The sequence below is a fragment of the Phenylobacterium sp. genome (assembly GCF_046590535.1).
Taxonomy (GTDB): domain Bacteria; phylum Pseudomonadota; class Alphaproteobacteria; order Caulobacterales; family Caulobacteraceae; genus Phenylobacterium.
In genome coordinates this window covers 1-12,636 of record NZ_JBKJTG010000058.1, presented here as the reverse complement: position 1 = coordinate 12,636, position 12,636 = coordinate 1, and the positions used below count along the sequence as shown (strand labels likewise).

The window sequence follows — 12,636 nt, the reverse complement described above, 5'->3', positions numbered from 1 at the left end:
GCCTTGCGGGTGATCAGGGTGATCTTCGGCACGGTGGCCTCGGCGAAGGCGAACAAGAGTTTGGCGCCATGGCGGAGCAGGGCGGCCTGATCCGCCATGGCGCCAAACTCTTGTTCGCCTTCGCCGAGGCCACCGTGCCGAAGATCACCCTGATCACCCGCAAGGCCTATGGCGGCGCCTATGACGTGATGAGCTCCAAGCACATCCGCGGCGACATCAATTACGCCTGGCCCACCGCCGAGATCGCCGTGATGGGGTCCAAGGGCGCCGTGGAGATCATCTTCCGCAACCAGAGCGCCGAGACCCTGGTGGAGCGCGAGGCCGAGTACAAGGCCCGCTTCGCCAACCCCTTCGTGGCCGCCAGCCGCGGCTACATCGACGACGTGATCATGCCGCACGGTACGCGCCGGCGGATGGTCAACGCCCTGAAGAACCTGAAAGGGAAGCAGCTCACCAATCCCTGGAAGAAGCACGACAACATTCCGCTGTAGACCGCCGGAACGTCGTCGACGCCCCCGGTGTTGTTCCGTGAGGCGGGGTCACACCCGCCCCGCAAAGCACCACACGGAGGACTTTCGTAATGGCCGACAAATGGATGGACGAGCGCGATCGCACCTGGCGCGACCGCGAAGCCCGGCGCGAACCCTATAGCCGCGACGAACGGCGTCCCGACCAGATGGGCGGCGCTGACCGGTCGGGCGAGGACCGGACCTTCAACGGCGGGCCCGAGCGCGGCGGATTCGGCGAGCCCGGCGGCTACCAGGGGCAGGATCGGGTGTTCGGTGAGCGTGAGACGGGGGCCAACTATGGCCGCGGAGTCGGCGGACCGGTCGGCGGCGCGCCGCAGGGCGGATATGGCCGCCAGCCCAGCTTTGGCGCCCAGGACTACACCCGCCACGGCGCCCCCGAGCGCGAGCCCCATGCCCCGCAGGCGCCCCGCGCGCCGCGCCAGGACCTTGACGCCGGGTACCAGACCCGCGGTCCCCAGCGGCCTGCCTCCGGTGGCACCGGCGGCTACGACTACGAGCGCGGCTATGGCGACGGGCCCCAAGGCGGGCGCTACAGCCAGCCGGACGGTCCGGCGGACTTCCTGCAGCGAGCCGGCGAGCGGTTGTCCTCCTGGTTCAGCGGCGAGCTGCGCCGCGACGAGCCCGGCGACCCCGCCCCGCGCCACTTCCGGGAAGGCTTTGGTCGTGAGACCGGCGAGATTAGCGAGCGCGGCCACCGCGGCCTCGGTCCCAAGGGCTACAAGCGTCCCGACGAGCGGATCAGCGACGAGGTGCACGAGCGGCTCACCGACGACACCTGGCTGGACGCCCGCAACGTGGGCGTCTCGGTTTCCGGTGGCGAGGTGACCCTGTCGGGCACGGTGGAGAGCCGCGAGGCCAAGCACCGCGCCGAACGCCTGGTGGAAGAGATCACCGGCGTGGATCACGTGCAGAACAATCTGCGCGTCGACAAGGGCGGCCTCCTGACCCGCGCCGGCAGCGGTTTCGGCGACAGCGTGCTCGAAGCCCAGACCCGTGAAGGCGACACGACGGCGCCGATTCCGCCCAAGAAGTCGAACTAGCAGGCTCCAGCCCATCCCTCCCCACGACGGGGAGGGATGGCGCTAGACCGGGTGGTCGTTGTCGCCTCTGCCCAGGCGGTCAGGCAGGGGCGCGCCGGAGGGGACGAACTCCAGCGACACCGAATTGATGCAATAGCGCAGCCGCGTGGGCGCGGGGCCGTCAGGGAAGACATGGCCCTGGTGGCTGTCGCAGCGGGCGCAGCGGGTCTCAATACGGACCATGCCGTAGGCGGTGTCATTCACGGCGCGGACATTGGCCTCGTCGACGGGAGCCCAGAAGGACGGCCAGCCGGTGCCGCTCTCGAACTTGGTGCGGTGCTCGAACAGCGGCAATCCGCAAAGGCGGCAGCAGTAGACCCCGTCATCCTTCTGATCGAGCAGGCCGCCGCAGAACGGCGCCTCGGTGCCGTGATGCAGCAGGACGTCGGCTTCCTCCCGCGTCAGCCCTTGCTCGAGGTGCTTGCGTTCCTCAGGGGTAGGGGGTGAGAGATCGAAACTGGTGGGGGAGACTGCTGGATTGCTCATGGCCGTCAATCTAAGGTCCCGCCCTTCGATGCGGAAGACTTGAGGGCCAGAACCATGATCACAGCCACGACACCCCACCTCGCCGAACGCGCTACCGCCGCCACTTTGGGAGTGGTGACGGGCGAGGCGATCATCGGCGCCAACATCTTCCGCGACCTGTTGGCCGGCGTGACCAACGTCCTGGGCGGCCGGGCCACCGGCTACGAGAAGGCGCTTCGCCAGGCCCGCGACATCGCGCTCTCGGAAATGTGCGACGAGGCCCGGTCCATGGGCGCCGACGCGGTGGTGGCCGTGGACCTCGACTACGAGACCCTCGGCGTCGAGAACGGCATGTTGATGGTCTCGGCCAGCGGAACCGCGGTGAAACTCGCCTGATGTTTTCGAAGATCCTGATCGCCAACCGGGGCGAAATCGCCGTCCGGATCATCAAGACGTGCCGCCGGATGGGGATCGCCACCGTGGTGGTCTATTCCGACGCCGACGCCGACAGCCTGGCGGTGGAGATGGCTGACGAGGCGGTGCACATCGGGCCGCCGGCCGCCTCGGAGTCTTATCTTGTCGCGGACAAGATCGTCGACGCCGTGCGCCAGACAGGCGCGCAGGCGGTGCATCCGGGGTTTGGATTCCTGTCGGAGAACGCCGGCTTCGCCCGGCGGCTTGCCGCCGAGGGCATCGTCTTCATCGGCCCCAACCCCCACGCCATCGAGGCGATGGGCGACAAGATCGAAAGCAAGAAGTTCGCCACTAAGGCTGGGATCTCGGTGGTGCCGGGCCATGTGGGCGAGATCGACGACACGGCCCACGCGGTAAAGATCTCCGAGGAGATCGGCTATCCGGTGATGCTTAAGGCGTCAGCCGGCGGGGGCGGGAAGGGCATTCGCGTCGCCTGGAACCGCAAGGACGTGCAAGAGGGCTTCCCGGCCGTGAAGGCGGAGGCCAAGTCCAGCTTCGGCGACGACCGCATCTTCATCGAGAAGTTCATCGAGAGCCCGCGCCACATCGAAATCCAGGTGCTCGGCGACAAGCACGGCCACGTGGTCCACCTGTTCGAGCGCGAATGCTCCATTCAGCGCCGCAACCAGAAAGTCATCGAGGAGGCGCCCAGCCCGCTGCTGGACGCCAAGACCCGCAAGGCCATGGGCGACCAGGCCGTGGCCCTGGCCAGCGCCGTCAACTACGACAGCGCCGGCACCGTGGAGTTCGTCGCCGGCCAGGACCGCAGTTTTTTCTTCCTGGAAATGAACACCCGCCTGCAGGTGGAGCACCCGGTCACCGAATTGATCACCGGGGTGGACCTGGTCGAGCAAATGATCCGCTCCGCCTACGGCGAGCCGCTGCCCTTCGCCCAGAAAGACCTGAAGATCGACGGCTGGGCCATCGAGAGCCGAATCTACGCTGAGGACCCCTACCGCGGCTTCCTGCCCTCGATCGGCCGGCTGGTGCGCTACGACCCCCCGGCCGAGGACGACACCGGGCCGATCAGGGTCCGCAACGACGCGGGCGTCCGTGAGGGCGACGAGATCTCGATGTTCTACGACCCGATGATCTCCAAGCTCTCCACCTGGGCGCCTGAGCGGATCGCCGCCATCGACGCCATGGGCCGCGCGCTGGAAGATTTCCACATCGAGGGGCTGGGCCACAACGTGCCCTTCCTGGCCGCGGTGATGGACCAGGAACGGTTCCGGTCCGGCAAGCTCTCCACCAACTATATCAAGGACGAGTTCCCCGACGGCTTTCACGGGACCGCCGCCACCGAGTTCCAGCGCGACCTGATGGCGGCGGTGGCCTGCGCCATGCACCGGGTGGTGACCCGCCGGGCCGCGCCGCAACTGATGCGCGACGACTGGATCGTCATCGAGAACGGCGAGCGCCGCTCTGTCCGGGTGACCAACGGCGCGGCGCTCACCGTGGAGTTCCTGGGCGAAGGCCGCACCCTGCGGCTGGAAGACATCGACTGGCGTCCCGGCAAGCCGACCTTCGCCGGGGTTCTCGACGGCCGGGCCTTCACCGCCCGCGTGCGGCCCGCCGCAGAGGGCTTCGTGATCCGCCACCGCGGCGCCCAGGCCAGCGTGCTGGTGCTGACCCCGCGCTCAGCCGAACTGCACGAGAAGCTGCCGCCCAAGAAGGCCGCCGACACGTCCAAGATGGTGCTCTCGCCGATGCCTGGCCTGGTGGTCACCCTCGACGTGGTCCCCGGCCAGCAGGTGCGCGCCGGCGAGGCGGTGGCGGTGGTGGAGGCCATGAAGATGCAGAACATCATCCGCGCCGAGCGCGACGGGGTGGTGAAGACCGTGGGCGCCAAGGCCGGTGACAGCGTCGCGGCCGACGAGGTGCTCGTGGAGTTCGCGTGAACCGCGGTAGGATGGCGGATCGGCGGGAGAGCAGGGGATGAACGGTCAGATCGACTGGAGCGACTTGTTCTTCTCGGCCAGCGGGCGCGCGGCGCGGTCGCCGGCGCTGATCGCCGCGGCGATCCTCCTGGGCGTCGCCGCGCTCTATGAGGCGCTGGTGGGCGCTACCCTGCACTGGCTGACCGGCTGGTTCATCTATCCGGCGCTGATCTATTGCGGCGCCTGCGTGTTGTCGAAGCGCCTGCACGACCGGGGCCGGTCGGGCTGGTGGGCGGGCCTGATCCTGTTTGCCATCGTGGCGGTCTGGCCGCACCCCAATGGCTTCTTCGATTTCCTGTTCGCCATCGTGCTGGTGTGGGCGGCGGTGGAGCTGGGCGCCATGCTGGGAGAGGACGGCACCAACCGATATGGGCCCAATCCCCTGAAGCGGCTCCTGGCGGCCTAGAGCGGCGCGCGGGCGTCCTCGATCTCGCCGAACACCTCGCGGAAGCTGGCGCGCAGGGCGGCGTCGGCCTCATCCATGGTCACCGGCAGGCCCAGGTCCACCAGGCTGGTCACCCCGTGGTCGGTCACCCCGCAGGGCACGATGCCGCTGAAGTGGCTCAGATCCGGCTCGACGTTCAGCGAGACGCCGTGGAAGGAGACCCAGCGGCGCAGCTTCACCCCGATGGCGGCGATCTTGTCCTCGCGGGGGGCCGCGCCGGACATACGGCGCTCCACCCAGACGCCGACGCGGCCAGGGCGCACCTCGCCGGTGACATTGAAGCGGTCGAGCGCCCCGATCACCCAGCCCTCCAGGGCGGCCACGAAGGCGCGCACGTCGCGGCCCCGGGCGGTCAGGTCGAGCATCACATAGGCCACCCGCTGGCCGGGCCCATGGTAGGTGAACTGGCCGCCCCTGCCGCTCTCGAACACCGGAAAGCGGGCAGCGTCGAGCAGGTCCGCAGGCTTGGCCGAAACGCCGGCGGTGTAGAGCGCGGGGTGTTCCAGCAGCCAGATCAATTCGCCGGCGCTCCCCTCGGTGATCGCCGCGGCGCGAGCCTCCATGGCCGCCACGGCCTGCGGGTACGGCACAGGGGCGGCGGACACCGCCCAGCCGGCCGGAACGGCGTCCAGGCGGCCGAATCGGGTCTTCGAAGCGGCGTTTAACGCGCGGTCAAGCATGTTGGCCGCAATGTGGGCTCTGGGCGTGCGCTGCGCAAAGCCCGTCAGTATTTAAGTTGTAAGTCAGGGGCGTACCTCCGTGAGCCAGGTCAAGGCCGTCAACGTGGAGATACAGGTCGTACTGGGGCGCTCGACGCTCCCCATGCAGCAGCTGCTGCGCATGGGCCGCGGGGCGGTGATCCCGCTGGACGCCACGGTCAACGAAGAGGTCTGGATCCTGGCCAATAACCATCCCATCGCCCGCGGCGAGATCCAGATCAACGACGACAAGATCTCCATCGCCGTGACCCGCGAGGCCAATGTTTACGACTACATGGCCGGCGGCGCGGGCTGAGGCGCCGGCGCCCTTCCCAAAGCAGCGCGCGTTTGCTAACCCCCGCGGCTCACCACGGGCGGTCGTGGCGGAATTGGTAGACGCGCAGCGTTGAGGTCGCTGTGGGGCAACCCGTGGAAGTTCGAGTCTTCTCGACCGCACCAGTGAATCAGGGTTTTTCGACAGGGATCGAGCTGCGCCGTAGGTCATAACGCCAGGGAGGTCCGCATGAGCCGTGAAACGGACGACCTTCCCAGCCGCGAAGAAGACCTGGAAGACTTCGCGCTCGGCGAGGACTACGCGCTAAATCCCGAGTTCGTGCCCATGGTGGCCGACGCCCTGGACCGGGGCGACAGTGAGCGCCTGCGCGAGCTGCTTGGCGCCCTGCATCCCGCCGACATCGCCGACCTGATGGGGTTCCTCTCCTCACAGGACCGCGAGGAACTGCTGCCGCACCTCGATCCGGAGATGCTGGCCGAAATCCTCTCCGAGCTGGACACCGAGATCCGCGAGGAGGTGCTGGAGGCGGTGGCCCCGGCCACCCTGGCCAAGGCGCTGGAGGAACTGGATTCCGACGACGCCGCCGACGTGGTCGACGACCTGGAGGACGAAAAGCGCGCCCAGGTGCTGGCGGCCATGCCGGAGGGCGATCGTGCCGCCATCGAGACCTCGCTGGCCTACGGCGATGAGACCGCCGGGCGGTTGATGCAGCGCGAGGTGGTGGCGGCGCCGCAGTTCTGGACCGTCGGCCAGACCATCGACCACCTGCGGCGCGAGAGCGACGATCTGCCGGAGCTGTTCTTCGACGTTTATGTGGTCGACCCGTCCTACAAGCCGGTGGGCGCGGCGCCTGTCAGCCACCTGCTGCGCGCCCAGCGCGACACGCCCCTGGCGCAGATCATGGAGCAGATCACCGAGATTCCGGTCGACATGGACCAGGAGGAGGTGGCCTACATCTTCGACAAGTACCACCTGATCTCCGCGCCGGTGGTGGAGCCGGGCGGCCGGCTGGTGGGCCAGATCACCGTCGACGACATCGTGGGCGTGATCCACGAGGAGAGCGAAGAAGACATCTTCGCCCTGGCCGGGGTGTCCGATGCGGGCCGCGGCGCGGACGTCTGGGAGACGGTGCGCTCCCGGTTGCCCTGGCTGTTGGTCAACACGCTCACCGCGGCCTTGGCGGTCAGCGTGATCCGCGCCTTCGAGGGCGAGATCGTCAAGCTGGCGGTGCTGGCCGTGCTGATGCCCGTGGTGGCGTCGCTGGGGGGCAACGCTGGCACCCAGACCCTGGCGGTGGCGGTCCGAGCGCTGGCCAGCCGCGAGCTGTCGGCGGTGAACGCCATGCAGACCGTGCGCCGGGAGATGATCGTGGGCCTGCTGAACGGGGCGGTGCTTGCGGTGCTGACCGGCGCCGCGATCTACGGCCTGTTCCGCGATGCGCGGCTGTCGCTGGCGTTCGGCCTGGCCCTGGTGATCAATGTCTTCGTGGCCGCCCTGGCCGGGGCCCTGGCGCCGCTGGCGTTGGAGCGGATGGGCCGCGACCCGGCGGTCTCCTCCTCGATCTTCGTGACCTTCGTCACGGACTTCACGGGGTTTTTCGCCTTCCTGGGGCTGGCGGCGCTCATCCTGTTGTAAACCCCTGGCGGGTTATGACACGGCCCGGGTCTTGCCTCGCTGGACCTGGCGCAATCGCGTCTGTGTCAAACTGGGTCAGAGGGCATGAAGCCGCGTCACCGAGTCTCCCGGACCGCGATCGAGCTGTTGAAGCGGTTCGAAGGCTATCGCTGGCAGGCGGCCGAGCTCCCGGACGGGCGCTGGACGATCGGCTATGGCCATACCCAGACCGCGCGCCAGGGCGCGCAGGTGTCCGAGGAGGACGCCGAGGCCCTGCTGCTCTACGACCTGATCGCCGTGGCGCACACGGTGAACGAGCTCACCTACACGCCGCTCAGCCAGAACCAGTTCGACGCGCTCTGCGGCTTCACCTTCAACATCGGCCTGGACAACTTTCGCCGTTCCTCAGTCCTCAAGCGGATCAACGAGGGCGCGCTGATCCAAGCGGCCTGCGGCATGGAGCTGTGGCGGAAAGCCGATTTCGAAGGCGAGTGGATCGTCATCGACGCCCTGGTGCGCCGCCGCGCCGCCGAGAAGGCCCTGTTCCTGACGCCGCCGGGCGGCGCCTGGGTGCCGGTCCCGTCTCCCGTCCTCAAGCCCGCCTTCGACGCCGACGCCCGCGAGATGCTGCCGCGCCAGGCGCCAACGCCGTTAGTGACCTCGCTTGAGGGCGAGAAGGTGCTGGTGCTGCGCGAGGGCGAGCCCGCGCCCGCGCCGGCCCAGCCCGAGGAGGACGCCAGCCCGGCCCGCGCGGCGGCCGAGGCGGTGACCGCGCGTCTGCAGACCCTCTTCCCCGATCCGGGCGAGACCCTGGAGATCGAACACCCGGCCGAGCCGCGCCCGCAGGCCGATTTTGCGCCGCCGATCACCCCGCGCGTGGAGAGCCCACCCGCCGCCGACCAGCCCTTCGTCCTGACCCACCCCGAGGAACACCTGGGCGAGCGGCCGTTCGCACCGCGTGAGCCCGCCTTCGAGCCGGACGAGACCCCGGGCCCGGGCCTGTTCGACGCCCCGGCGCCGGCCAACGACACTCGGACCGCCACGCCGCCCGACCCGCTGGGCGAGGATCCGGCGCCCTTCCAGTTCCCGGCCGCCCGGCCGGAGCCCGCGCCGACGCGGCGCCGGACGAGCCTGCTATCCCTGGTGACCCTGGCGGTCATCGGCCTGGCCTTCTTCGCCGGCGGCCTGTTTTGGGCGCTGAACGCCCGCACCGGCTTCGAGAGCGGCTTCATCAACCCCTTGCTGGTGGGCGGCCTGGCTGGCTTGGCCGGGGTCGGCTTCTTCGCCAGCGCCGTCTACATGCTGCTGGAGCGGCTGAGCCAGGCTGCCGAACGCGACTAGACACCGCGTCCTGCCGTCTCGCAGCCCGCGGCGACGCATGCTAACCCTCGGGCCATGATCCCGAACCACGGCCCCACGCTGGAATTCGGCCTCGGCGAGACGGCTGACGCCATCCGCGAGACCACGCAGCGCTTCGCCGCCGACAAGATCGCGCCGCTGGCTGCCCAGATCGACGCCGACAACGAGTTCCCACGCCACCTGTGGCCGCAGATGGGCGCCCTGGGCCTGCACGGGGTCACCGTCGAGGAAGAGTACGGTGGCCTGGGTCTGGGCTACCTGGAGCACGTGGTGGCCATGGAGGAGGTCTCCCGGGCCTCGGCTTCGGTGGGCCTTTCCTACGGGGCGCACTCCAACCTCTGCGTGAACCAGATCCGCCGCTGGGGCTCGGACGCCCAGAAGCACCGCTACCTGCCCCGCCTGATCAGCGGCGAGCACGTCGGCGCCCTGGCCATGAGCGAGGCCGGATCCGGCTCCGATGTGGTCTCCATGCGGCTGGCGGCGCGGCGGACCGGCGACCGCTACGTCCTCAACGGCACGAAGTTCTGGATCACCAACGCGCCGCACGCCGACACCCTGGTGGTCTACGCCAAGACCGACCCGGAGGCGGCCGGCCGCGGCATCACCGCCTTCCTGATCGAGAAGGACTTCAAGGGGTTCTCGGTCAGCCAGAAGCTGGACAAGATGGGCATGCGGGGCTCCGACACCGGTGAACTGGTGTTCGAGGACTGCGAGGTCCCGGAAGAGAACGTCATGGGCCCGGAGAACGGCGGCGTCGGCGTGCTGATGAGCGGGCTCGACTACGAGCGCACGGTGCTGGCCGCGGGGCCGCTGGGCATCATGCAGGCCTGCCTGGACGTGGTCCTGCCCTATGTGCGTGAGCGCAAGCAGTTCGGCCAGGCGATCGGCTCGTTCCAGCTCATGCAGGGCAAGGTGGCCGACATGTACGTCGCCCTGAACTCGGCCAGGGCCTACGTCTATGCGGTGGCCAAGGCCTGCGACGCCGGCATGACCACGCGGTTCGATGCGGCCGCTGCGATCCTGCTGGCCAGCGAGAACGCCGTGAAGGTCTCCATGGAGGCGATCCAGGCGCTGGGCGGGGCCGGTTACACCAAGGACTATCCGGTGGAACGCTTCGCCCGAGACGCCAAGCTCTATGACATCGGCGCGGGCACCAACGAGATCCGCCGCTTCCTGATCGGCCGCGAGCTGGTGGGCGGATGAGGGCGCTGGGGGGACTGCTCATCGCGCTCTCGCTGGCCGGGTGCGCCAACTTCCAGCGCCCGACCTGCCCAATCGGCCAGGAGCAGCTGCGCACCGCCCAGCTCTTCCTGGGCAGCAGCGCGGCCAGCACGGCAAGTGAGGCTGAACTGCGCAGGTTCGTCGACCAGGAGATCACCCCGCGCTTTCCTGGCGGGCTCACCGTCCTGGATGGCGGCGGCCAGTGGCAGGGGGCCGAGAACAAGCTGATCCGTGAGGCGGCCAAGGTGGTGCTGATCGTCCTGCCGCCCAGCGGCGAGGCGCAGACGCGCATCGAGGCGGTGCGGACCGCCTACAAAACCCGCTTCAAGCAGGACAGCATGATGCTGGTCACCCAGGCGGCCTGCGTCGCCTTCTAGGCTGCAGCCAGCCGAGCGTCGTGCGCGCGCCGCAGGGCCTCGGCCGTCGCGGCTTCGGCGGCCGGACAAGAGCTCCGGGTCGACGCCGTCCAGCAGCGGCCCGATGGCGGCGTTGGCGGCCACCAGGTTCCAGCGCAGATCGACCACCAGGTCGAGCTGGCTCAGGCGGCGGCGCTGACGCCATTCGCGCAGGTGGCCGCCCACAGGCTTGGTTGTTGCGATCATGGCGGCCAGCTTAGCCGGCGCCCGCGGCGCGTCCATGACCTCACAGGTGAGGGCTGGAATGCGAAAGGCCGCCCCATTGCTGGGACGGCCTTTCCATAGTCGGACCGCAGAGCGGTTCGCGACCCCTTGCCTTACCGGTGGCTTAGGCGCGGACCCCGTAAGCGGAGGTCCAGGTCACGGTCACAGCCTTGCGGCTTTCACTATGAGACACTGGGTCACCTCCTTTCGATTGTTGAACAAGACCCCGAATATGGGGCGCTTCGCGGGTGTGTCAAACCCCGGATTCTCAGCTCAGCGCGTGGCGGATCGAAGCGACCCCGTCGCAATGCCCAGGGCCTTGAGCTCGGCCTGCTCGATCAGGCTAGGGCGGCGGCGAAGTTCAGGCACCGGGTGTTGCAGTTTGTCCAGGGCGGCGATCATCGCCCGGTACCCTTCGGCCACGGCCACGTCGTAGGCGCTCCAGTCCCGGATCTCGACCTTGGAGACGTCGGGCAAGACCAAAACGTCGGTGGCTTCCCGGGCCGCCGCCAGGTCGCGGCCGGTGGAGACGGTGGCCGCGCGCATCAGCAGCGAAACGATCGGCGGCCCCTTGCGCCAGTCGCCGGACCACAGCCAGCGCCAGACCGACGACGGCCGGGCCACGTCGTCGGCGGTGATGCTGCGCGCGCCGGAGACGTCGACGCCGACGATCGGCCCGAGCTGGCCGGCGCGCATCACGTCGGCGGGAAAGTTCTTCATCACCGCCCCATCTACCAGGACGTTGTTGCCCTCGGTGGCCGGCGGCAGCACGCCGGGGAGCGAGATCGAGGCCCGCAGCGCCTTACAGAGCAGGCTGCGGCGATGCATGTGATAGGCGCCGGTGGTGAGATTGGAGGAGAGGCAGAAGAACGGCAGCCAGAGGTCGGCGATCTGAGTGTCGCCGAAGTGGTGTTCCAGCCGTTGCGAGACCTTCACCCCGTGGGTCATGGCCAGGATCGGCAAGGCTATGTCGTCCAGCGGGCTGGAGTCCACGAAGGCCTGGCGGATGCGGCGGTCCAGCTCCGCTTCGTCCCAGCCCATGGCCAGGCCGGCGCCGATCACCGCGCCCATGGAGACCCCGCCCACGAAATCCACGGGGACGCCGCGTTCCCGCAAGGCGCGGATCGCGCCCACATGGGCGTAGGCCCGGGCGCCGCCGCCGGAGAGCACCAGGCCCACTGACTGGCCGGTGAGCACCCGGGCGATCCTCTGGGCGTCGGGCAGGTGATCGCGGCGCAGGTGGAAGATCCGCGCCGGTTGGGTGGCGTCCATCCACGCCTCGGACCCCTGCGGCCGCGCCAGCCCCGCGGGCTGCAACAGGATGAGGTCGACCAGCTGCTGAGCCTGCAGCGGCGAGGCCGACAGCGCCAGGTCCGGGCCGGGCTTGCGGTCGCCCCGGGCCACGCGGAACAGCCGGTCCACCTGCCGCGACACCACCTGGCGCCAGCCCGCGTCGGCGGTTTCGCCAACATAGAGGACGAAGTCGTGGGTGCGCTCGACCTCAGAGAACCACTCGGTGGGGGCGCTGGCGGCCTCCACGCCCACGGTGGTCACCGAATAGCCGAGGCGGGCGATCTCCCGGGCCAGGCGCTCGACGGTGGGCCGCAGCAGGCCCGGCTGGCCGGCGGCCACGAAGCCGAACACGGACGGCTCGCCCATGGGCCCCCGGCTGGCCGCCTGCCGGGTGCGCAGGATCATCAGCCGCGCCAGCTCGATCATCACCGAGGGGTCTTCCTCGCAGGCCTCGAAGAAAGCCTCGCGGGGCAGGGCGAAGATTTCCGAGTCGCGCAGGGCGACCACCTCGGCGGAGTGTGGCGCGCCGGCGATCAGGGCCATCTCGCCCGCGGGCTCGCCCGGGCGGATCACGCCGAGGAAGGCCAGGAGCCGCAGTTCCTCGGC

At 69.3% G+C, this 12,636-nt stretch carries 13 protein-coding genes, 1 tRNA gene and 1 pseudogene; 11 read left to right on the top strand and 4 right to left on the bottom strand.

Translation table 11 applies throughout. The features are described 5' to 3' along the window. A partial coding sequence (locus ACLL81_RS03500; protein WP_411286958.1) for a carboxyl transferase domain-containing protein occupies positions 1-98 on the bottom strand: 98 nt, incomplete at its 3' end. On the opposite strand from ACLL81_RS03500, the pseudogene ACLL81_RS03495 reads away from it, so the two are divergent. Both ACLL81_RS03495 and ACLL81_RS03490 read left to right on the top strand, forming a co-directional pair. Continuing rightward, positions 63-491, top strand: a pseudogene (locus ACLL81_RS03495) (carboxyl transferase domain-containing protein); the annotation flags it as partial. The gene ACLL81_RS03500 and the pseudogene ACLL81_RS03495 sit on opposite strands and share 36 nt — an antisense overlap. A gap of 89 nt (positions 492-580) precedes the next feature. Continuing rightward, on the top strand, positions 581-1,570 hold the full coding sequence (locus tag ACLL81_RS03490) for a BON domain-containing protein (protein WP_411286957.1): 990 nt from the start codon (positions 581-583) through the stop codon (positions 1,568-1,570). A 42-nt stretch (positions 1,571-1,612) separates the two neighbouring features. Here the strand turns inward: ACLL81_RS03490 and msrB are convergent, their stop codons facing one another. Further along, on the bottom strand, positions 1,613-2,095 hold the full coding sequence (gene msrB, locus ACLL81_RS03485) for a peptide-methionine (R)-S-oxide reductase MsrB (RefSeq protein ID WP_411286956.1): 483 nt from the start codon (positions 2,093-2,095) through the stop codon (positions 1,613-1,615). Between the two features lie 54 nt (positions 2,096-2,149). Between msrB and ACLL81_RS03480 the strand changes: the two genes are divergently transcribed. From ACLL81_RS03480 to ACLL81_RS03470, 3 genes are read left to right on the top strand one after another with little or no spacing between them, the layout of a single operon-like run. Further along, entirely contained in the window at positions 2,150-2,470 is a 321-nt protein-coding gene (locus ACLL81_RS03480; RefSeq protein WP_411286955.1) for a heavy metal-binding domain-containing protein, read from the top strand. Continuing rightward, positions 2,470-4,446 carry an acetyl-CoA carboxylase biotin carboxylase subunit gene (locus ACLL81_RS03475; RefSeq protein ID WP_411286954.1) on the top strand — a complete coding sequence of 659 codons (1,977 nt, stop codon included), beginning with the start codon at positions 2,470-2,472 and terminating at the stop codon, positions 4,444-4,446. The genes ACLL81_RS03480 and ACLL81_RS03475 overlap by 1 nt, the downstream gene beginning before the upstream one ends. A 37-nt stretch (positions 4,447-4,483) precedes the next feature. Further along, positions 4,484-4,891, top strand: a complete 408-nt coding sequence (locus ACLL81_RS03470) for a DUF805 domain-containing protein (RefSeq protein ID WP_411286953.1) — start codon at positions 4,484-4,486, stop codon at positions 4,889-4,891. Here ACLL81_RS03470 and lipB read toward each other — a convergent pair. Continuing rightward, positions 4,888-5,610 (bottom strand): lipoyl(octanoyl) transferase LipB, encoded by a 723-nt coding sequence (gene lipB, locus ACLL81_RS03465; protein ID WP_411286952.1) that lies wholly within the window; start codon positions 5,608-5,610, stop codon positions 4,888-4,890. The genes ACLL81_RS03470 and lipB overlap by 4 nt on opposite strands. Positions 5,611-5,689: 79 nt before the next feature. Between lipB and ACLL81_RS03460 the strand changes: the two genes are divergently transcribed. From ACLL81_RS03460 to ACLL81_RS03435, 6 genes are all read left to right on the top strand, one after another. Then, a complete protein-coding gene (locus tag ACLL81_RS03460; protein ID WP_411286951.1) occupies positions 5,690-5,944 on the top strand; it encodes a FliM/FliN family flagellar motor switch protein in 255 nt (84 codons plus the stop codon). A 58-nt stretch (positions 5,945-6,002) separates the two neighbouring features. Further along, positions 6,003-6,087: transfer RNA gene (locus ACLL81_RS03455), tRNA-Leu, on the top strand. Between the two features lie 64 nt (positions 6,088-6,151). Continuing rightward, positions 6,152-7,558, top strand: a complete 1,407-nt coding sequence (mgtE, locus tag ACLL81_RS03450; protein WP_411286950.1) for a magnesium transporter — start codon at positions 6,152-6,154, stop codon at positions 7,556-7,558. An 84-nt stretch (positions 7,559-7,642) separates the two neighbouring features. Next, positions 7,643-8,878, top strand: a complete 1,236-nt coding sequence (locus ACLL81_RS03445; protein WP_411286949.1) for a glycoside hydrolase family protein — start codon at positions 7,643-7,645, stop codon at positions 8,876-8,878. Positions 8,879-8,932: 54 nt separating this feature from the next. Next, on the top strand, positions 8,933-10,099 hold the full coding sequence (locus ACLL81_RS03440; RefSeq protein ID WP_411286948.1) for an isovaleryl-CoA dehydrogenase: 1,167 nt from the start codon (positions 8,933-8,935) through the stop codon (positions 10,097-10,099). Beyond that, entirely contained in the window at positions 10,096-10,494 is a 399-nt protein-coding gene (locus ACLL81_RS03435) for a DUF3574 domain-containing protein (RefSeq protein WP_411286947.1), read from the top strand. The genes ACLL81_RS03440 and ACLL81_RS03435 overlap by 4 nt, the downstream gene beginning before the upstream one ends. 516 nt (positions 10,495-11,010) lie before the next feature. Here the strand turns inward: ACLL81_RS03435 and ACLL81_RS03430 are convergent. Then, positions 11,011-12,636, bottom strand: a 1,626-nt coding sequence (locus ACLL81_RS03430; RefSeq protein ID WP_411286946.1) for a patatin-like phospholipase family protein, incomplete at its 5' end; no start/stop codon positions are given.